Origin of the sequence: Planococcus sp. APC 3906 (genome assembly GCF_030407685.1) — a bacterium.
In the GTDB taxonomy this organism is placed as follows: domain Bacteria; phylum Bacillota; class Bacilli; order Bacillales_A; family Planococcaceae; genus Planococcus; species Planococcus koreensis.
The window spans coordinates 73,162-92,845 of the sequence record NZ_JASDCW010000009.1; the positions used below are offsets into that span (position 1 = coordinate 73,162).

Genomic DNA, 19,684 nt, shown 5'->3' on the forward strand with positions numbered 1-19,684 from the left:
CACTTCACTAATTAAAACCCATTACGCCAAAGAGAAAGAGCATGGCCAACCCATACGTTACGAGAGTCATTTGATATTTTTTCGATCCTTTCAACAATTTCCATTCAAAATATACTTTCACACCAGCAACAGCTGTAAATATCCCCATCAATCCAATAAAAAAAGCGCCTGCGCCTTGCAGAAGCATAACAGGGAAAAGCATTAGCAAGCCGACAGACATTGCCCATTTGCTGCCGCGCGCGATTTTTTCTGCAGGTACACTTTGCAGCACCCCTTCATCAATCGCAAACCATTTGCGATTCAAGCCTTCTAAAATAAACAACAAAAGCATAGCTGCGTTGAACCATAAAAAATAACTTAAAAATCCCATTCCGCCCCTCTTTCCTTAACGATAGTTTCACTTTACTCACATGTCGTCCTTCTTATTGAACAGCAGATTCGAAAAAATCCGATTCTTCGAATGACTTTTCATCGGAAACTCAACATAGTAATGATCAGCAGCATGCCAAAAACATAGGAAACGAGCGTCATTTGGTATTTTCTCGACCCTTTTAACAGCTTCCATTCAAAAAACGCTTCGACTGCTGTAATTGTCGTAAGAAGCATAAGCAGCCAAAAAATATAAGCATCGAAGTCTTGAGCCACAAGCGGAAAAAGACAGAGCAAAGCGATCACCGTTGTCCACCTTGTCCAACTTTCTATTTTCTTTGCAGACGCACTTTCGAGTACTTCTTCATCAATCGCAAACCATTTTTTGATCAACCGGTCAAACACAAAAGATATTCCAATGATTCCTGCAAGGAACAAGATGAGCCAAAGAAACTCCATCCCCTCCACCTCTTTCCTGAAGTAAAAAATAATGGGCTGGCTTCAGTTCTGCCCTATCTATCTCTTCTTTATTATACGGACAACTTGGAGAATAGTTCCATTAATTCCGGAATATTCTGACACGTAAACTTTACAAACATTTACGCTCCCTTTACAGCCCCTCAGCAATCACCTGCCATACTGGACATAGAAACCAGTGAGAGGGGATGGAGACGAATATGAGGATTGCCGTCATGGGAGATTTGCATTATCCAGCGCTTGAAGAGGGCTCTGCCCATATCGCAGAAGACCGCGATGTGTTTTACGCGCGTTTCCTGGAACAATTCTTTTCGGTACCGGCTGATCTGTACGTATCCATTGGCGACTTGACGAATTTCGGCTGGCGCAATGAGTTCGAGGAAGTCTACGCCATCATCAATGGCCACCAAAAACCGTTCATCCAGGTCCTTGGCAACCACGACGCCTATGCTATGCCGCGCCGCGAAGTGTTGGCAGCGACCGGACAGCCGCGTTTTCAGCTCATTGAAGCAGACACTGCTGCATTGGCATTCCTCGACACGGCAAGAGAACAGGATTTCACCGACTGGGGCGGCACTCTCGATGCCGAGCAGCTCGAATGGCTCGAAACCACGGTTGCCAATTCCAGCGACAAGCCGCTCATCGTCTTTGGCCACCATCCCGTCCACGGCACAACGGCAAATTCCACGCGCGACAAGCGCAGCATCCCGCCGAATATCCCCGTCTGGGACATCCTGAGCAAAAAAGCCGGCAGCGGCCTCTACGTCAATGGCCATAACCACGTCAACTCCACCGCCGCACGCGAGCAATGGCATTTCCTGCAGATCGCCGCTATACTCGATGAACAGGCCATGCGCCTCATCGAAATCTCGGAGGACTCGATCACCATCGACTTTATCGATCTGCACGATTTCGAGCTCAATAAACGCGCCGTAACGATCGGCAACGCCATCAGCCATTTCGAGCTGAAGCGCGAATCGGCCGTCGAAGCGGCAGGCACGAATCATGTGATCCCGATTTTGAAGCAAGTATCGGCAAGCGCCAAACAGTTATAGAAATAAAACAAAGATCCGCCCTTCGATTTTTCGAAGAGCGGATCTTTTATGTATATGAGCAGCACTGAAATCTTTCTCTTAAAATAAAGTTCAATCACCCCAAAATATATAACCGCCATTTGGATATTTATGTTAAATTTTAATAGAGCTTATTTAACTAACCCTCAATCATTAAAAATCCTATTCTAATCCACGGAGGTTTGCATGAAAATATTATGGCTGATTTTGTCCTTGCTGCCTGCAGCATTCTTCTTTCATCTTTATGAATTTGGCCAACACGTGAAAGGCGAAGATGCACCCTTCTTATTGGTAGGTACTGTGCTGTTTATTGTCGCAACAGGGATTTTATCCAGTTACATTAAAATCTCTTATATATTCTTGGTTAACATTATTGCAGGCTCCTTTTCATTCATTCTGGCTATGTATTTTATTTCGGATGACGGTTGGTTTAAGCCGGTAGGCAGAGATGGTGCCGTCCTATTTTTAGCAGTCGTTTTCTTTTTGGGACAATTGCTGGTAAGAAGCTTTTCAAAGCCAATTTTGATGGAAAAGGAGATGCGTCCATGAAGAAATGGCTGTTAGCACTGATTGGCATAGCGGTGGTGGTGCTTAGCGGGTATGCCTTTTTATCGAATGGGTTTTCCAATATCGAAAGCATCAAAGTACAAACTTACGACAGCAGCACCGATGAATACGGCGAAGCAAAAATCATCACTGACGAAACCACGCTCAAGAAAGTGACGAAGTTTCTCAATCGGGCGAATCGTGAAACGAATGTCGAGTACGAAATGAGCCGGCGTGAGGATTACAAGATCACGGTTTATTACGAGAATGGCATGTCTGATAATTTTTATGCCTGGAATCATCCAGGACTGAACGTTTTTTTGATATGGCCGACCGAAAGTGGCGTATTGCGAGTTGAAAATAAGAGCCACCGGACCGAGCTTCTTGAAATTCTGAACGACTAAAACACCTCTTCCAAGCATTGGCTCCATAGAAAAGACCGCATCTCCTTTGCCGTCAGCACTGGCAATGGAGATGCGGCCTTCTTGCATATGTGGATAGATCCAGTCAAAACCGGGGATAACTTTCCCGTTACGGGATACTTTACTGCCTTATCCACAGGTGGATAACTCTATTTTGAATTCTTTTAGTATTTTCCACAACGAAAGACCGATCCCCCTCTATTTTTTCCCGAGCTTTTTCCAGGCATGCGCGCCTCTTACCCAGCCGCCGATTGCCGCTCCCATCGCCGACATCGGGCTGTCGAATTCGATGTCTTCCATTACCAGCAGCTTGCCATGCAGCGGAATGATCAATTTGCTGAGCAGCAGCTCTTCCCGCAGGCGCACGTATTTCTTCGGGCATTTCGGCGAAGTCGATGGCGCGAATTTAGACCCCAGCTTGACGACAAAACGCTCGCCTTTGTAATAACCTTCCGCTTCCGCTCCGCGTTTTGACGTGATGTACAGCAGTTCGGGCGCTGGTTCCAACTGCGCCGGCCGCTGCAGCAAACCCGATTCATACGGGTCCACCGCCTCCTGCGTGCCGGCCTCCACATCGACTGCCAAAAACTGATACACTTCCCCGTAAATGTCATGCGCCACTTTCCGGATGACAAATTCCTGTGCCATTGCGCGTCCCCCCTCTATATTCTTGTACCGCCTGCCCGCATACACGCAGCCACTTTCTATATAGAGGAAATCAGCGGGAACAGCTACTTTTCACGCAAATAAAAATGCCTTTTCCGCATAAAGCGGAAAAGGCATCTCTTTCATTTCATCATTCAAGCTATTCTTTTATTCTACTGCGCCTTCCCATGAAGACATGCCCTGCGCCACGTTGACGAAGTCATAGCCTTCTTCAAGCAGCAAGTCGCTGGCTTGTTTCGAACGGTTGCCCGACTGGCAGATCACAACATATTTCGCATCTTCTTGCAAGCCTTCAAAATCGCCGCTTTGCAGCAAGCTGAGCGGTTTGTTCTCCGCTCCTGGAATGTGTGCTTGTTCATATTCATACGCTTCGCGAACATCCAAGACGGTGTATCCCGCCTCCTGCTTCGCCGCCACTTCGTCGATTTGAATTGTTTCGTAGCCCGCGCCTTGGCCGCACGCCGACAGCAGCAATACGCCCAAAACTGCCAGCAGCAGCATCAATCGCTTGTTCATTACTCGATTTCGCCGTCCCATGCCATCATGCCGCCTTCAACGTTTGTCACCTTATAGCCCTGGTTGTCCAGGAACTGGCAAGCGGAGCTGCTGCGCCCGCCGGATAGGCAGTTCACGTAGTATTCTTTCGATTTGTCCAATTCGTTCATCTTGAATTCCAATAAGCCCAAAGGCATGTTCACAGCACCTGGGATTTTCCCGCCAGCCACTTCCGACGCTTCGCGCACGTCGATGATGTTCACTTGTTTGCCTTCTGCCATTAATGCTTTCAATTCTTCAGTCGTAATCGATTTCATGTAATATTCCTCCTAATGGTTTGTGTTAGTTTGTTTTCATCAATAACTCAATCATTTTCTTCACTTTCAACTCCATGTCGTCTTCCGGCGCGCCGCTTTCTTCCAGGCAGCGCTCCAGATTCTCACTGACGATGACGCCAAGTGTGCGGTCAAGCGCATGGGTGACAGCGCTGAGCTGTGCAACAACGTCCGCACAGCCGCGCTGTTCTTCGAGCATGCGGACAACACCGGCCAGCTGGCCATCCACACGGGCGATCCGATTCTTCACCGATTTTGAATACCGCATGCTCCCCACCCCTTATTTGTTCAATAATTCAGCGACGCGGTTCGGATCGAAGCCAAGTACCCATTGGCCATTGACATTCGTCTGCGGCACGCCCATCTGGCCTGTCGCCTGCACGAGGCGGTTAGCCGCGACCGGGTCGCGCTGCACATTCACTTCAGTATACGGAACATGGTTCTGTTCCAGGAAGTTTTTCATCATTGTGCAATAAGGGCATGTATTCGTTGAGTATACTGTAACTTGGTTTGACATATTGGCTTCCTCCTCAAAATTAAATACCCCTTTGGGTATATTTAATATACCATAGGGGGTATGTAGCTTGCAAGTGTTTGGATTGGAATAAATGATTTATTCAATAAAAAAATACCGGTTCGTCGTGAACCGGCATTTAGATATTCATTCATTTTATTCAAACAGCGGAGTTACAGGCTTTTCGTTATGGACGTGTTCGATCGCTTCCGCCAATAAAGGCGCGACGGACAGGATCGTGATTTTCGGAATGCGTTTTTCCTCAGGGATGCGGATGGTGTTCGTGACAACCAGTTCCGTGATGGCCGAATCTTCGATCAGCTGAACCGAATTGCCGGAAAGAACCGCATGCGTGCAGCACGCATAAACGGCTTTTGCACCTCTTTCGACAAGCACATTAGCCGCCAATGCGACAGTCGTTGCCGTATCGATGATGTCGACGATGATGATGGCATTTTTGCCTTGGATATCGCCGACGATGTTGATCGTTTCAGGCTCGCCAGGATTCATCCGGCGCTTGTCGATAAAGCCGATCGGCACATCCAAATCGTTTGCCAGCTTACGGGCTCTGCCCAGACCGCCGTTATCCGGCGCGACAACGATGGCATCTTCCAATCCTTTTTCCTGGAAATGCGCCGCTAAAATCGTTTCACCCAGCAGCTGGTCCACCGGCATATCGAAAAAGCCCTGGAGCTGCGGCGCATGGAGGTCCATCGTGATGATGCGAGTGGCTCCTGCGGTTTCCAGCATATTGGCCACCAGTTTGGCCGTGATTGGCTCGCGTGAACTCGCTTTGCGGTCCTGGCGCGCATAACCGTAATACGGAATGACGACATTGATCGTTTCTGCGGATGCCCGCTTCAGCGCATCGATCATGATCAATAATTCCATGACATGCTCGTTGCTTGGCTGGGATGTCGATTGCACGAGGTAAACTTCCGCTCCCCGCACACTTTCCTCCAAGTGAATCTGGACTTCCCCGTCACTGAAACGCGTGATGGAGCTTTTCCCAAGCTCACAGCCCAGCAAATCCGCGATTTCCTTGGTTAATTCGGGATTTGAATTTAATGAAAACAACTTAAAGTTTTTTCGTAATTGATATGGCAATGTCGAATCCCCCTCCGCACAAAATTGGTATTTACAAGCTGTTTCTCCAGCCCTGCAATTCATAGCAGTTGCTTTCATAATAACCGTTTGACCGGGTTTTCGCCAACTTCCAGGGGCATTTCCCTGCAAATGACGTGGCACAATAAAGGATTCAAGATTTATACGCCGCATTGGGCATAGAAAAGAGCTGATTTGCTGCTGCAAGTGAAGAGACATTTGTTGCAAACAAAGCTTTCTTTCGGGCAAAAAGCACAGCGGCAAAATACTTTTGCCCCAGTTTGGGAACCGGAAAAACCGGTAAAAAATAAAACTTCCTCACTAGTTCAATTTTCATTGGACTAAAGTCATTCGCAGGCGTACAATAAACAAAAATAATCTGAAAAAGGCAAACTTATCCGAAAGGGAAGGACGCAAAGCTATGAGCCTACACACTGATCACTCGGTGCACGGTCGTCAAGCTGCCAGGCTTCCATTCTGTGGGCCTCGGCTGACAGAATGGAGGAAATTAAATATGTGGAAAAAAGTGATGGTGATTGTCATGGCAGTCGTTTCATTGATGGCCTTTACGAGCCCGAACCAGGCTGAAGCAAGTGAAGTTCCCCAGCAAGCACGTGCAACGTGGCTTTGGAATCCCTGGATGTTCGTCAGCGACGAAGCCGGCACATTGGCTTTTCTGGAAAGCAAACAACTGAACAAAGTCTATGTCCAAATCGACCGGGACGTGCCAAAGGCCGCCTACGGCAGTTTCATCGGCAAAGCGAAAGCGCTGGGAATCGACGTTTATGCGCTCGACGGAGCCCCTTCATGGGTCGCGCCGAAGGGCTATGTAAACCAAGACCGCCTCATGGCATGGCTGGCTGATTACCAAACGCAGGCAGCTGTAAACGCACGCTTTGCGGGTGTCCATTTGGACGTCGAACCGTATTTATACAGCGGCTGGAACACCAACCGGGCAGCCACGGTCAAAGCGTATCAAACGCTTGTCCAAAGAGCCCGCACCAGTACCGCTAAACTGGCACTTCCGCTAGAAGCCGATATGCCTTTTTGGTTTGATGAGATTAAATACAAAAACACATTCGGCAGCGGCCTGCTCGCTGAATGGATCATCGCCAACACGGACGGCGTTACGATTATGGCGTACCGCGATTCCGCGCCGATGATCATCGACATCGTCAAAAACGAAATCGCCATGGCCCAGCGCCTCGGCAAAAGTATTGTCGTCGGCGTAGAAACCGGCACCACCGACGAAGGCAGCATCATCACCTTTGCCGAAGAAGGCGAAGCCTTCATGGAGCAGGAATTGGCCAAAGTCGCTGCCCATTACGCAGGAAATCCGGCGTACAAAGGAAATGCCATTCACCACGTTGGCAGCTGGCTGGCGCTGCAGCCATAAACACATAAGACCTGTTGATGCATGCCATCAACAGGTCTTTTTTTGTCGGCTATCCGTCAATCTCTCTCCCTATCAGGCGCCAAAAACAGCTGCAATGAAACAGGCATAAGCCGATCTCCCCGAGATTTATGAAATAAAAAATTTTCTATTTATACACAACTTTACATATTATGGTTGAAATTTATTATATTCCATAGATCAATAGAGTATAATAACAAACAGTTAAATCTTTATTAAGTAGGTGAATTGGGATGTCCCCAATAAATTATAAAGCAATGCTTGCCAACCGGATGGAGCAGGATTTCTCCAAATGGACGGCCCAGCCGCACATACCCGAACGGGAAATTTACCGGTTTTTACATACGATGAAAGGCACGGCAGGAACCATCGGACTTATGGAACTGTCCGAGTTTTGCGGCGCGCAAATGGCGTTTTTCGCAGAAGACAGCACCGCGCTGCTGCCGATCGAATCAGTGAATGCCCTCATGGCCGCTTTGGCAGCCTTTTTCACAACAGACGCCCCTGATTCGCCAGCAGCCGTGGACGCCACACAAGATGCCCCGGTGAAAGAGTCATTCGTCTTGATCATTGACGCGGACGCCGAGTTTGCTTCTTCCATCAAAGAATCCCTCGAAGAAAAAGGCATTCCGGCCGTTATTGCACTTACCGGCAAAAAAGGCATGGAGTTTTTCTATACCCTGCAGCCGCAGATGGTCCTTGTCGATCTGCAATTGCCCGATGTGGATGGATTTGAGCTCGCTGCCCGGATTTCCGAAGCGGCGAAAAGCCGCTACCTGCCGATTGCTGTAACCAGTGCCGATGGCCGCATCGAAAACCAGATCCGCACAATGGAAATCGGCGCAACCGATTTTCTTGCCAAACCTTTGAAGATGCCCTTTTTTACCGCTTACGTCATGAACCGTCTGCAAAACCAAGAAGCGATTTCAAAAGGGACGCTTTTCGATGAACTGACAGGCGCCGGCAACCGGAAGTATTTCAATAACATCCTGGCGCACATGACGACTTTGGCGGAACGGACCCGGAGCGCCTTCACCCTCGTCTTGATGGACCTCGACCATTTCAAGAAAGTCAACGATACCTACGGACACCCGGTCGGGGATAAAGTGCTGCAGGCATTCAGCCAGCTCGTCTTGGACATGAAACGGGAATCGGATTATTTCTTCCGCTACGGCGGAGAAGAATTTGCCTTAATCCTGCCGGACACAAAAGCACAGGCTGCCGCCAGTTTAGTCGACCGCATCCGCTCTGCTTTTGCTGAAAGCGATTTTTCGTCCCTTGCCTCCGAGCCGTTCCAAGTGAACTTTTCCGCCGGCATCAGCGAATACCGCCTGAAACAGGACACGTTGGTGAGCATGGCAGACCAGGCGTTGTACCAAGCGAAAAAGAATGGGCGAAACCAGACGATTGTCTACGAACTGTCAAACGATGACTTGCGGCGCCACCTCAACATCATCATCGTCGACGACGATTCACTCGTGCGCAAATTGGTGTCGAGGCAATTTTCAGGCTGGAAGCCCGATGACTTTGACATTTATATCGATGAATATACGGACGGTGCCAGTTTCGTTGAATCCGACTGGTACAAACCGGACGAGAATTACATGATCTTGCTCGATGGCGTCATGCCGAAAATGGATGGCCTGGAAGTGTTGAACCAAGTGCGCAGCCAGTACCCGCACGAAAACATCGTCATTTCCATGCTGACTTCCCGCAACAACGAATCCGACATCGTCTTGGCGTTAAAGAGCGGCGCAGACGATTACATCCTCAAACCATTTTATGCACAGGAAATCGTGGCACGCGTTCAGCGGCTTACCATGAGGATGTTCAATTGACCATTTATTCTTTTTGGCTCCTGAATGTCTTCCTATTCCTCAGCCAGCTTGTCCTGTTGCTCATGCTGGCGCTGCGCAAACACAGGCTGTCGGAAAAAGAACGGACGATCAACGAACAATATGAAGACTTAACCGAGTCCTTCAGCTCTTATATGATGGACCCTGCCGATGACCGGTTCCTGCAGGAAATCCGCAGCACTCCCCACCAGACAGTCGTTCTTCAGCGCTTGCTGAATGGCTATGTGTCAGTGGCGAAAGGCAGCACCACTTCCCCGCTTGTCGCCCAATTGTCGGAAGATTTTTTGACAGAGCGCTACGCCAAACAGCTGACGCGGAGGAACTGGGCGATCCGGATGAACACCCTGTACTTTATCGAAGATTTCCATATGCAGTCGCTGGCGCCGATGCTGAAAGAAAAACTCCGAAAAACCACTCTCTTGGACCAGGAAACGCAGCAGCTGCTTCGAACCTTGGCTTCTTTGAATGAGCCCGAAACGCTGTCCGTGCTGGCGCAATATCCCGATGCGCCGGTGCGCCTTTACCTGGATATCTTCAAGCGCCTGGAAGAGCACACGCGGTCACAAGAGCTGAGCGCCGCTTTGCGGAATGAAACAAACAACAAGACATTGAAGCACGCGGCCATTTCTTATATCGGCGTGGCCGGATTGATCGCGTTTCTTCCACGCATCGAAAGCGAGATGCAAAACAAAGACAGCGAGATGCGCATACAGGCATTAAAAGCCATTTTCCATTTGCAATTCATCACCGACCCGAGCTTATTGCTGCCATTTTTCCAGTCGCTTTCCTGGCAGGAGCGGATGTTCGCTTCCCGCATTGCCGGCAGGCTGCAATTGTCCCGCTTTAAAGAAACACTCAGCGAGCTGCTGGGCGATTCGGTTTGGTGGGTCCGCTATTCCGCTGCCGAAGCGCTGGTGCAATTTGCGGATGGAGATATCCTTATTGCCCATTTAGCCGCCACCCATCCGGACCGCTTTGCCCGGGACATGGCAAGCCAGTGGAAATCGTCCCTTTTAGGAAGTGAAAACTAATGCATGCCTTTTTCCAAATTGCAGCGTATGTCATCATTGCGTATATGCTGTTTTCAAGCTTGAGCTACCTGCTTCTTTTTTTGCTGGCATTCCGAAAAGTGAAAAGAGAAGACAAACTCGATCGCAGAGAATCGACCGAAGATTTCCTGGGCAACCAGAACACGTATCCCGTATCGATCCTGGTTCCTGCCTATAACGAAGAAGTCGGCGTGGTCAGCACCGTCCGCTCGCTGCTGGCACTGGAATACCCTGAAAAAGAAGTTATCGTCATCGACGACGGTTCGAAAGACCAGACATCCGAGCGCATGATCGAAGCGTTCAACATGAAACAGATCCCTTTCGCTGTCCGCACCCACATTGAAACAGCCGAAATCACGGCCATTTACCAATCGACGGTCTTCCCGTATATCCGTTTGATCAAAAAAGCCAATGGCGGAAAAGCGGACGCACTCAACGCAGGCGTCAACTTGTCTTCTTACCCTTATTTCTGCGCCATCGACGGCGATTCGATCCTGGAAAATGACGGCTTGTTGAAAACGATGAAACCGATCATCGAGTCGGATGGCCAGATCATCGTCACCGGCGGCTCTGTCCGCATTGCCAATGGCTCCACCATTTCGCGCAGCAAAGTCGAAATCATCGACTTGCCAAAGAATCCCGTTGTGCTGATGCAGATCGTCGAGTATTTCCGCGCCTTTTTGATTGGCCGCCTCGCCTTGAGCCATTTGAACATTTTGCTCATCGTGTCCGGCGCTTTCGGCGTTTTCAACAAAGAACGCGTGATACAAGCCGGCGGCTACAATAAAAACACCGTGGGCGAAGACATGGAATTGGTGGTGCGCCTGCACCGCCTGCTGCGCGAAGAAAAGTCCAAGCAGCGCATTGAATACATCCCCGACCCTGTGTGCTGGACCGAAGCCCCCGAATCGCTCGAAGTTCTCCGGTCGCAGCGGATCCGCTGGCAGCGCGGATTATTCGAAACGCTTTGGTCCCATAAAAAAATGATGCTGAACCCGAAATACGGAGCCATCGGTTTGGTGTCGATGCCCTATTTCCTGTTTGTCGAACTTCTCGGTGCCGTATTCGAGTTTACCGGTTATTTCATCATCTTCGGCGGCTTTTTCTTCTCGCTCGTCGACCCGAATACGGCCGGCGTGCTGTTCTTGGTGACCATCTTCTACGGCTCGCTCATTTCAGCATTGGCCGTGCTGCTGGAAGAATTGACGCTCCACAAATACCCGAAAGCGTCCCATCTCGCGCGCCTGTATTTCTGGGCGCTGACGGAGGCTTTTTGGTACCGCCCGCTGATGGTGCTGTGGCGCGTCCAAGGCATTTTCGCGGCGTTCCAGAAAAAAGCCCATTGGGGCGACATGAAACGCAAAGGCATTTCATCTTAGTTTAAGGAGGTACAGCTATGAAAAAAATATTAGTGGCAGATGACGAAGACATCTTGCGCATCCTTATCACCGATACACTCGAAGACGATTTCAAAATCGAAGAAGCCGAAGACGGCAAAGAAGCGCTGCAAAAAATCAGGGAAAACGATTACGACCTCATTGTCCTCGATTATATGATGCCTCATCTGACCGGCATCGAAGTGCTTGAAGAAGTCCGGAAAGACCAGAACAACACCCGTGTGCTGATGCTGACGGCCAAAGCGCAAGACGCAGACCGCGAACAAGCCATCCTAAAAGGGGCGGATTATTTCATGTCCAAGCCGTTCAGCCCGATGGAATTGCTGACACTTGTAGAGAAAATACTCGCTTCCTGAAAAAAACGAACAAGCCCATTATGGGCCTGTTCGTTTTTTTGTTGTCGTGGCGTTAAAATTCGGTTGTATTCAATCATTTCCACCTGGCACGGTTTCTTTTTCCGGGTAAAAAATAACGCCGTTTTGGTGCTGGCCATCCAGCAGCAGCTTCATCACTTTCGATAAATCGACCGGCGCGTACGGTTTCGTCAAATAATGGCTGATTTGCGTGATTTTGCGGACGTCGGCGATCGGGTCCAGCGCCGATGAAATGACGATCGGAATCCCTTTCGTAGCGTCATCCTTTTTCATCATGTCAACCAGGTCCCAGCCGCTCAATTCCTCGCCGAGCATGATGTCGATCACAGCACCGACGAGCGGCGTGCGTTTCGCTTCTTTGAACGCTTCTTCCGGGCTGGTGTGGTAAATCACTTTGAAGCCGTTCAGCTTCAGTTCTTCCGACAGCAGCAGGGCCAGGCTCATATCATCTTCCACGATCATCACCGGCGGGTTTTCTTCGGCGCCTTCGTGAGCGGTGTATTCGACAGTTTCAGTGAGCAGCGGCAGCTCGAAATGAATGGCCGTGCCGTGCCCTTCCTGCGAATCGATCCAGATATGGCCGTCGTGCTTCAGGATGATTTCCTGGCAAATTGCAAGGCCGAGTCCGGTGCCGCCGATTTTGCGGCGCGAACTATTGTCGATGCGCTGGAATTTCGAGAACAATTTCGGAATGTCTTCTGCTGGAATGCCGATTCCTTGATCTTGAATCGTGACGTGCAAGTTCTTGAAATCATTTTTCAGCGAAATCGTCACATTCCCGCCCTGCGGCGAAAACTTGATGGCGTTGCCGATCAAATTCATCAATACCTGTGCAAGGCGCTCCCGGTCACCTTCGATCATGACATCCGAAGCATCGTCGATGAAGACGATTGGATGCAAGTTTTGTGTGCGGAATTTCTCGGCCGTCTCGATGATCATCTCGCTCATCGACAATTTGCCCATGCGGTAGACCTGATTGCCGGATTCCATGCGCTGCAGGTCCAAAAAGTCGTTGATCAAATTGGTCAGGCGCTTCGCTTCTTTGTAGATCGTTTTTAAATAGCGCTCCTGTTTTTCAGGTTTCAGCTGCTTGTTCAGCAGCAGCTCGGTAAATCCGAGCACACTCGACAGCGGCGTGCGGAGTTCATGGCTGACGGTGCTGACAAGCTCGGACTTCATCTTGTCCACTTCGTGCTCACGCGTCACATCCCGGTGCACAAAAATGGTCCCTGTCTTTTCTTTGTCGACGATAACAGACGTACTGTAGACGTCGATCACACGCTCGTACGGTTCTTTGATGGTGTATTGGAATGTGTTCGACGCGGAATCTGTCGCTTCGATGCATTTGCGCAAGAATGCGAGCATCGCTTCCGGCGTGGTCGTCTGTTCGGACATCGACTGGATCCACACCTCCTGGTCGACGTGCGCATCAAGCGGCACGTCTCCGCAATACAGCATCGCGCACATCGTGTCGTTGTGCTGCACCATCGTGCCGCTTTTCGAAATGAACTGGATGCCTTCGTTGATGTTATTGATGATGCGCTCGTTCAGCGTCCGTTCATGGATGGCAGCATCATATAATTGGATGCGGTCGATCGCGAGGTGCATCTGATTCAGCAGCCCGCTGATGTCCTGCTCTTCTTCTTTCGAGAAAGCCCGGCCCACACGCGACAAGCCGATCAGCGCGACGTCATCTTTTTCCTCGTTTTTCACCGCGGCGTATAAATCGTATACATAGACTTTCTCCACGGCAAAGCCTTTTTCATGCAGCGCTTCCCGCTTCATCGTGAACGATTCACGGTCCTTTAAGCGGGCCGTGAGATACGGCATGCGCTCTTCCCGGAATTGCTGGAACATCGCTCCGGTGAAACCCGTCAAGGCAAACTCACCCGATTTCGGCAGCCATAGCACACCGGTATCGATGTCGTACACATCATTGAAATATTGGATCGTCGCATTGGCAAGCTTTTGTTTGTCCAAAGTGAACGACAGCACGTGATTCAAATCATTGAAGCGGATCAGCCGGTCTTTAGTCTTCTCGGTTTCTTCCAGCGATTCTTCGAGCTTGATCTGCTTTTCCTGCAATTCGGTTTTATTCAGCAGCAAGGCCTGGTTTTGGGTAGTCAGCTCTTCCTGGTTGCCTTGGATGGTCTTGATCATGTTGTGGAATGTCATCGACAGCACGCCCAGTTCATCCGTGCGGTCAAGCGGCTTATAGGAAACGTCCTCGCCGCTGACAAAGCCCTCGATCGATTCCCGCATGCCTTCCAATGGCTTGACGATATCGTTCAACGCCCGCAAAATGACCATCGCGATAATAACGAACAACAGGAGGAACAGCAGCGTCAGCAAGAAAGCGAAATTCTCGGCTTGCTTCAAGATATCCTGGTTCAATTGCCGCAAGGCCTTTTCAGAAGCCCGCTCGTTGTCCGCCGCAAATGCCACAAAGGCATTCACCGTCGAGTTGGTGCCGTCCTGCGACAGCTCCCGCAAGAGCGCATAATCATCCGCCCGCACGGCCGCAATGGAATTCGCAAGCACTTCGTTTTCGTACGCCACCAAAAACTCGCTTAAATCCGCGATCGGCTCCCGTTCTTCCGCGGTCAACGGCAACGCATTCATCTGCTTGATCGTATTTTTCAAGCTTTCCAGTTCGACATAGGCCAGATCCAGCTCCCGTTCGTTTTGGAACGCATAAAAGCCGCGCGCCCGGAAAAATAGCTGATTCAACGACTGCGAAAGTTCTTTCAGCTTTTCCTGTTTCTCGATCAATTCGTTGTAGGCAGCTTCCTGTTCCTGCTGCTGCGCGTTGATGTAAAAATAAATGCCGGTGATGACCACCGAACAGATTAACAGCGACGAAATGGTTAACCTTAAATACTTATGCCTAATCCCTTTTTCTGCTGAATTCCGCATGCACGTGCCTCCTGGATTCTTTTCTGCGTTGTTTCCCTTTTGGGAATTGTCTTAAGTATAATCGATTGATACTTCCATATATATGCTTTTTTATTTTTATAATGAATGATACTTCCAAAAGTCGTTGCGGAAATTTCCATAAAAAAATGCCGATTCATTGTGAATCGGCATTTCCTTGTTTTCACTCGTTTGGATCGTTCAGTTCTTCGGGAGACGACCAATAGATTTTCTTGTCGTCTTCCCGCACCTGCACCAGTCCCGCTTTTTGCAGCACACGGATCGATGCGTGATTGTCCAGCGAGCATGTCGCCGTGATCTTTTGGACGCCCGGCTGCGCCAGCCCCCAGTCGACCATGCCAACGGCCGCTTCTGTTGCGTAGCCTGCGCCTTGATAGCGCGGCAGGATGCTGTAGCCGAGGTTGATCTCGCCCCTTTCGTTCGGGCTGCCTTTAAAGCCGATGTCGCCGATAATCGTCCGGCTTTCCTTGTGGACGATCAGCCCTTCCCACCGATTCTCTTCCGGCTGCCCGGTGAAGCGTTCGATTTTATACGGAAAGAATTGCTTGTAGACGTCCATCGGGTAGTCGGCAGGCACGCGGTAGGGAATCCGTTTCTCCAGCTCTTCGGGTCCTTCGAGCAGCGCTTTGATCATATCGAGTTCGAACGTGATGATTTGCAATCTAGGGGTTGTGGCTTGCGGCACTAACATTCCTCCTAAGTGACGATGTTGTGTGGCTGTCTTCTTATTATAACGAAACAGGCAGTTCCTTGACCCCGCGCACGATCATGCCCGGCCGCCACGCCAACTCGCTTTCATCTACGGCCAGCCGGATGTCTGCGAAGCGGGACAGCAGGCTCGAGATGGCGATTTCGCCTTCTAGGCGGGCAAGCGGCGCGCCGAGGCAAAAATGGATGCCCATGCCGAATGCCAGGTGCGGATTTTTTTCGCGCGAAGGGTCGAAGCGTTCCGGCTCATCGAATTTAGCAGGATCGTGGTTCGCCGCATTCAGCGCTACCACCACGACATCGCCGCGGTGGATCTGCTTGCCGCGGAAGTCCATGTCTTCGCTTGCCCAGCGCGACGTGCTGAATTCTACCGGCCCATTGAAACGCAGCGACTCCTCAATCGCCTGCGGCACCCGTTCCGGCTCCTGCCGCAGCATTTCCTGCTGCTCCGGATTTGCCATGAGCGCAAGCACCGTGTTGCCGATCAGGTTGACCGTGGTTTCGTGCCCGGCAATAATGAGCAGCGAAACGAGGCCGTATAATTCCTTTTCGGACAGCCGGTCGCCTTCTTCTTCCGCTTCGATCAATTTGCTGATCAAGCCGTCATCGGGATTTTCGCGTACCTGCTGGAACCATTGCCCGAGGTATTGGATAAACTGGTTCATGTGCTGATAGACACTGACGCCAATCTCCCCGCTCGTGCCTTCAATCATCGAGTTCGACCACAGGCGGAATTTGTCGCGGTCTTCCGACGGCACCCCCAAAATTTCGCAAATGACGATGATCGGCAGCGGAAACGCGAACTCGTCGATGAGATCAACTGTGCCTTTTCCTTCAAGGTTATCAAGCAGCTCGTCCGTCAGTTCCTGGATGCGCCCGCGCATGCCGGAAATCATTTTTGGTGTAAACGCTTTTTGTGCGAGCCCGCGCAGTCGCTTATGGTCCGGCGGGTCGGAGAACAGCATGTTCTGGGTAAAGACCGACATCTCGCCCATGCTGCCGCCGTAGAGCTTCGAATAATCTTTGATGAAACGGCCATCCTTCAACACAGCTGCCCCGTCTTCGTACCCCGTCACCAGCCAGCCCCGCTGGCCATCCGGAAAGTGGACATAATGCACCGGATCCATCTGCCGCAGTTTTGAATACGCCGGGTACGGATTTTGGATGAATGATGAGGAAAATAAATCTTCGTTCATTGGCTTCATCTCCTTTTTGTATCCTATACCCGCTCAGCAGCAAAACTTCGCGGTCATTCGGTTTTATTTCAATTCGGGCCTACCGTTAAATTTTTGGCTGTTGTGGGTGAACCAACTCCCGAAAAATTTATAAGCTTGATTGAAATAAATACGGATTTCAAACAGAAAGAAGCTTCCCCCTGAGTCCACGGAGAAGCTTCTTTCATTCACGATATGATTTTTCTTTCCAGTCAGACCGGCAAATCGCCGAATCCGACTTATGCACATGTGGATAAGTTCAAAAACCGCTTATGCGTTTGTTTATCCACAAGATCGGACACGCCGAGGCTTTTTACACAAGTCCCTCAAACAGCAATACCCGGGCAGGTGAAGCATCGGTGCCAATCAATTTTAAAGGAGCTGCGACCATAAAGTAATCGCCTTGCTCAATTTCTTTTAAGCGCAGCCCTTCGATAATAATGATGTCGTTCGCGAACAGGGCTTTATGCGTCGGATGCCCTTCCTGGCTTCTTTCGACGCCAAGCGAATCGATGCCCACACCGCGGATGCCGACTTCGGCCAGATAGTCTGCGCCGTCTTTCGCCAAGTAGACAAAGTCGAAGTCAAAAGCTTCTTCAAACGAATTTCTTGTTTTGAATAAAACAAAATCATCCTTTTGAAGCCCGAATCCTTCCAGATCCGCTTTTGATACAGCATTCTCGACCTTGGTCAGATCGAGCACTTTACATTGCCCGACCAATTTATCCAATGGGACCGATTCGAATGTTTCGCCTTCAACCATCATGTGAAGCGGTGCATCGATATGCGTGCCGGTATGGACATCCAATTCCAGACGCGTTTCTGTGACATAGCCGTTCGTTTGCTGATTGAGTTTCGGCTGCTTCTCCGGTTTATCTTTGTAGACGGTCATGCCTTCATAAATCGAACCTGTGATATCGTACATTTTCATCAAATCAACCCTTTCAGTATGGCTAGTTGTCTGCCGTTGTTTAAACCTTCGCATGTTTTGGAGCAAACTGTCCAGTGAAAAAAATATTAAAAAAGCGCCAGCGTGAATAATAAGGATTTTTCAAGCCGCATACTTACATTACAGCGCATAAATCATTATACTAAAAACTGTTGCAATACTCAGCCATGGTGAAAATCAGCTTGATGAAATTAGGAGGATTTAATGTATGAACACTGAAAGACCAATAGCAGAAGCCAATCCTGAAGATGGGTTCATCGAATCTCCAAACAATTGGTCCATGGAAGACATGACCTTTATTTTATTCGGCGCGACGGGAGATTTGGCACAGCGAAAATTATTCCCTGCTTTATATAATTTGTATCTCGATGGAAAATTGCCGGACACGGTCTCGATCATCGGTTTGGGCAGAAAATATGCTTCAGACGAGGCATTTCAATCGAAAGTGGAAAAAGCGCTTTGCGCCTATTCCAGAAGAAGCGTTGACCCTTCAAATTTGCAGGCGTTTTTAACAAAATTCCGCTATTTCACGTTTGACGCCACCGTCAAAGAATCGTACGAGAACCTGCTCAAATTGGTTGAAGCGCGGGAAACAGAACTGGGGATTCCGGAAAACCGGCTGTTCTATCTGTCCGTGGCGCCAAGTTTAGTGGATGTCATCACGACCAACCTCCACGCAAGCGGCCTCGACCAAAACAAAGGCTGGAAACGCCTCGTGATCGAAAAACCATTTGGGCGCGATGTGGAAACGGCCCGGCAATTAAATGATAAGTTATTGAAAACATTCCACGACAATGAAATTTACCGAATCGATCATTACCTGGGGAAACCGATGGTGCAAAGCCTGAATACCTTGATTCTGGCAAATCCGGTGCTGGACTCCTTGCTGGACCAAAAACTGATTTCCAACGTCCAGATTACAGCCAGTGAAATTGTCGGAGTGGAAACCCGCGCTGATTATTACGATAAAGCCGGTGCGATCCGCGATATGGTGCAGAACCACCTTCTTCAGCTTGTCATGATGACTGCGCTCTACCTGCCGGAGAATTTAACGGACAATAAAATCCAGACGAAGAAAACAGAAATCCTCGCTTCTCTTCGGACGATCCGCAAAGAAGAAGCGCATCAGCATGTGGTCCGCGGCCAATATGAAGCCGGCGAAATCCATGATGCACCGGTTACCGGCTATAAAGAGGAACCAGGCGTTGAAACGTCTTCCAAGAATGACACGTATTTCGCAGCACGCTTGTCGATTGACCATCCATCTTGGGAGGGAATCCCGTTTTATATCCGCACAGGGAAACGGATGAACAAAAAGTCCACACAGATTGTCGTCGAATTCAAGCACAAGATGGTCGATTCAGACCGCTTGAAAGGCACTTCCCCCAATTTGCTGGTGCTTGAAATCAGTCCGAACGAAAGCATTTCGCTGCGCGTCAACTTGAAAGAAGCATCCGGCAATCAGTTCAAGCCGGTATGGATCGACTTCTCCACCAGTTCAGAAAACCAGCCTGAAGCCTATGAACTTCTGCTGTTTGATGCCATCCTCGGCGATTCGACCTTTTTCGCCCATTGGCGGGAAGTCGAACTGTCCTGGGAATGGATCGAGCCATTATTGAACGCTTATCAGGAAGACCTGTTGCCGTTGCATGCGTACCGCGCAGGTTCAACGGGCCCCGAAGCGGCAGAAGAATTGCTGCAGCAAAAACAGCATAAATGGTGGTAACACGGATGCCGGCTTCCCTAAGGAACTGGTACCTGCAAACGAAGCATTAGAACATGAAATAG

At 49.7% G+C, this 19,684-nt stretch carries 22 protein-coding genes and 1 riboswitch; of the genes, 9 read left to right on the plus strand and 13 right to left on the minus strand.

Going from position 1 to position 19,684, the window contains the following annotated elements:
• Positions 1-7: 7 nt before the first annotated feature.
• Positions 8-370, minus strand: coding sequence for a hypothetical protein (locus QMA09_RS07430; RefSeq protein ID WP_135501924.1), 363 nt, complete (start codon positions 368-370; stop codon positions 8-10).
• 98 nt (positions 371-468) lie between these two features.
• On the minus strand, positions 469-828 hold the full coding sequence (locus QMA09_RS07435; RefSeq protein ID WP_290212615.1) for a DUF4181 domain-containing protein: 360 nt from the start codon (positions 826-828) through the stop codon (positions 469-471).
• A 206-nt stretch (positions 829-1,034) separates the two neighbouring features.
• Here QMA09_RS07435 and QMA09_RS07440 point away from each other — a divergent pair, with 206 nt between their 5' ends.
• The 3 genes from QMA09_RS07440 to QMA09_RS07450 all read left to right on the plus strand — a co-directional run bounded on the left by QMA09_RS07440 (position 1,035) and on the right by QMA09_RS07450 (position 2,869).
• Positions 1,035-1,901, plus strand: coding sequence for a metallophosphoesterase family protein (locus tag QMA09_RS07440; protein WP_290212616.1), 867 nt, complete (start codon positions 1,035-1,037; stop codon positions 1,899-1,901).
• Between the two features lie 204 nt (positions 1,902-2,105).
• A complete protein-coding gene (locus tag QMA09_RS07445) occupies positions 2,106-2,468 on the plus strand; it encodes a hypothetical protein (RefSeq protein WP_290212617.1) in 363 nt (120 codons plus the stop codon).
• Entirely contained in the window at positions 2,465-2,869 is a 405-nt protein-coding gene (locus tag QMA09_RS07450; protein ID WP_290212618.1) for a hypothetical protein, read from the plus strand. Before QMA09_RS07445 ends, QMA09_RS07450 begins: the two co-directional genes overlap by 4 nt.
• Positions 2,870-3,085: 216 nt before the next feature.
• Here the strand turns inward: QMA09_RS07450 and QMA09_RS07455 are convergent, their stop codons facing one another.
• From QMA09_RS07455 to QMA09_RS07485, 7 genes are all read right to left on the minus strand, one after another.
• Positions 3,086-3,535 carry a methionine sulfoxide reductase gene (locus tag QMA09_RS07455; RefSeq protein WP_290212619.1) on the minus strand — a complete coding sequence of 150 codons (450 nt, stop codon included), beginning with the start codon at positions 3,533-3,535 and terminating at the stop codon, positions 3,086-3,088.
• Between the two features lie 165 nt (positions 3,536-3,700).
• On the minus strand, positions 3,701-4,090 hold the full coding sequence (locus QMA09_RS07460) for a rhodanese-like domain-containing protein (protein ID WP_290212620.1): 390 nt from the start codon (positions 4,088-4,090) through the stop codon (positions 3,701-3,703).
• On the minus strand, positions 4,069-4,365 hold the full coding sequence (locus QMA09_RS07465) for a rhodanese-like domain-containing protein (RefSeq protein WP_135501906.1): 297 nt from the start codon (positions 4,363-4,365) through the stop codon (positions 4,069-4,071). The genes QMA09_RS07460 and QMA09_RS07465 overlap by 22 nt, the downstream gene beginning before the upstream one ends.
• A gap of 25 nt (positions 4,366-4,390) precedes the next feature.
• A complete protein-coding gene (locus QMA09_RS07470) occupies positions 4,391-4,651 on the minus strand; it encodes a metal-sensing transcriptional repressor (RefSeq protein ID WP_290212621.1) in 261 nt (86 codons plus the stop codon).
• A gap of 12 nt (positions 4,652-4,663) precedes the next feature.
• Positions 4,664-4,900, minus strand: a complete 237-nt coding sequence (locus QMA09_RS07475) for a glutaredoxin family protein (protein ID WP_290212622.1) — start codon at positions 4,898-4,900, stop codon at positions 4,664-4,666.
• Between the two features lie 153 nt (positions 4,901-5,053).
• Positions 5,054-6,004, minus strand: coding sequence for a ribose-phosphate diphosphokinase (locus QMA09_RS07480; RefSeq protein ID WP_241666127.1), 951 nt, complete (start codon positions 6,002-6,004; stop codon positions 5,054-5,056).
• 151 nt (positions 6,005-6,155) lie between these two features.
• Positions 6,156-6,338, minus strand: a complete 183-nt coding sequence (locus QMA09_RS07485) for a hypothetical protein (protein ID WP_290212623.1) — start codon at positions 6,336-6,338, stop codon at positions 6,156-6,158.
• 40 nt (positions 6,339-6,378) lie between these two features.
• A riboswitch (cyclic di-GMP riboswitch) is annotated at positions 6,379-6,470 on the plus strand.
• Between the two features lie 45 nt (positions 6,471-6,515).
• On the opposite strand from QMA09_RS07485, the gene QMA09_RS07490 reads away from it, so the two are divergent.
• The 5 genes from QMA09_RS07490 to QMA09_RS07510 all read left to right on the plus strand — a co-directional run bounded on the left by QMA09_RS07490 (position 6,516) and on the right by QMA09_RS07510 (position 12,073).
• Positions 6,516-7,397 (plus strand): amidase, encoded by an 882-nt coding sequence (locus tag QMA09_RS07490; RefSeq protein WP_290212624.1) that lies wholly within the window; start codon positions 6,516-6,518, stop codon positions 7,395-7,397.
• 251 nt (positions 7,398-7,648) lie between these two features.
• The gene (locus QMA09_RS07495) at positions 7,649-9,253 is read left to right on the plus strand and encodes a diguanylate cyclase (RefSeq protein ID WP_290212625.1); all 1,605 of its coding nucleotides are present in this window, start codon (positions 7,649-7,651) and stop codon (positions 9,251-9,253) included.
• Positions 9,250-10,302 (plus strand): HEAT repeat domain-containing protein, encoded by a 1,053-nt coding sequence (locus QMA09_RS07500; protein ID WP_290212626.1) that lies wholly within the window; start codon positions 9,250-9,252, stop codon positions 10,300-10,302. Before QMA09_RS07495 ends, QMA09_RS07500 begins: the two co-directional genes overlap by 4 nt.
• Positions 10,302-11,699 (plus strand): glycosyltransferase family 2 protein, encoded by a 1,398-nt coding sequence (locus QMA09_RS07505; protein ID WP_135501896.1) that lies wholly within the window; start codon positions 10,302-10,304, stop codon positions 11,697-11,699. The genes QMA09_RS07500 and QMA09_RS07505 overlap by 1 nt, the downstream gene beginning before the upstream one ends.
• A 17-nt stretch (positions 11,700-11,716) precedes the next feature.
• Positions 11,717-12,073, plus strand: a complete 357-nt coding sequence (locus QMA09_RS07510) for a response regulator transcription factor (protein ID WP_135501894.1) — start codon at positions 11,717-11,719, stop codon at positions 12,071-12,073.
• 69 nt (positions 12,074-12,142) lie between these two features.
• Here QMA09_RS07510 and QMA09_RS07515 read toward each other — a convergent pair whose 3' ends face one another.
• From QMA09_RS07515 to QMA09_RS07530, 4 genes are all read right to left on the minus strand, one after another.
• On the minus strand, positions 12,143-15,007 hold the full coding sequence (locus tag QMA09_RS07515; protein WP_290212627.1) for an ATP-binding protein: 2,865 nt from the start codon (positions 15,005-15,007) through the stop codon (positions 12,143-12,145).
• Positions 15,008-15,188: 181 nt separating this feature from the next.
• Entirely contained in the window at positions 15,189-15,710 is a 522-nt protein-coding gene (locus QMA09_RS07520) for a GNAT family N-acetyltransferase (protein ID WP_135501890.1), read from the minus strand.
• 43 nt (positions 15,711-15,753) lie between these two features.
• On the minus strand, positions 15,754-16,929 hold the full coding sequence (locus QMA09_RS07525) for a cytochrome P450 family protein (protein WP_290212628.1): 1,176 nt from the start codon (positions 16,927-16,929) through the stop codon (positions 15,754-15,756).
• A 331-nt stretch (positions 16,930-17,260) separates the two neighbouring features.
• On the minus strand, positions 17,261-17,878 hold the full coding sequence (locus QMA09_RS07530) for a cyclase family protein (protein WP_290212629.1): 618 nt from the start codon (positions 17,876-17,878) through the stop codon (positions 17,261-17,263).
• A 298-nt stretch (positions 17,879-18,176) separates the two neighbouring features.
• Here QMA09_RS07530 and zwf point away from each other — a divergent pair, with 298 nt between their 5' ends.
• Positions 18,177-19,622, plus strand: coding sequence for a glucose-6-phosphate dehydrogenase (zwf, locus tag QMA09_RS07535; protein WP_290212645.1), 1,446 nt, complete (start codon positions 18,177-18,179; stop codon positions 19,620-19,622).
• The last annotated feature ends 62 nt before the right edge of the window (positions 19,623-19,684 follow it).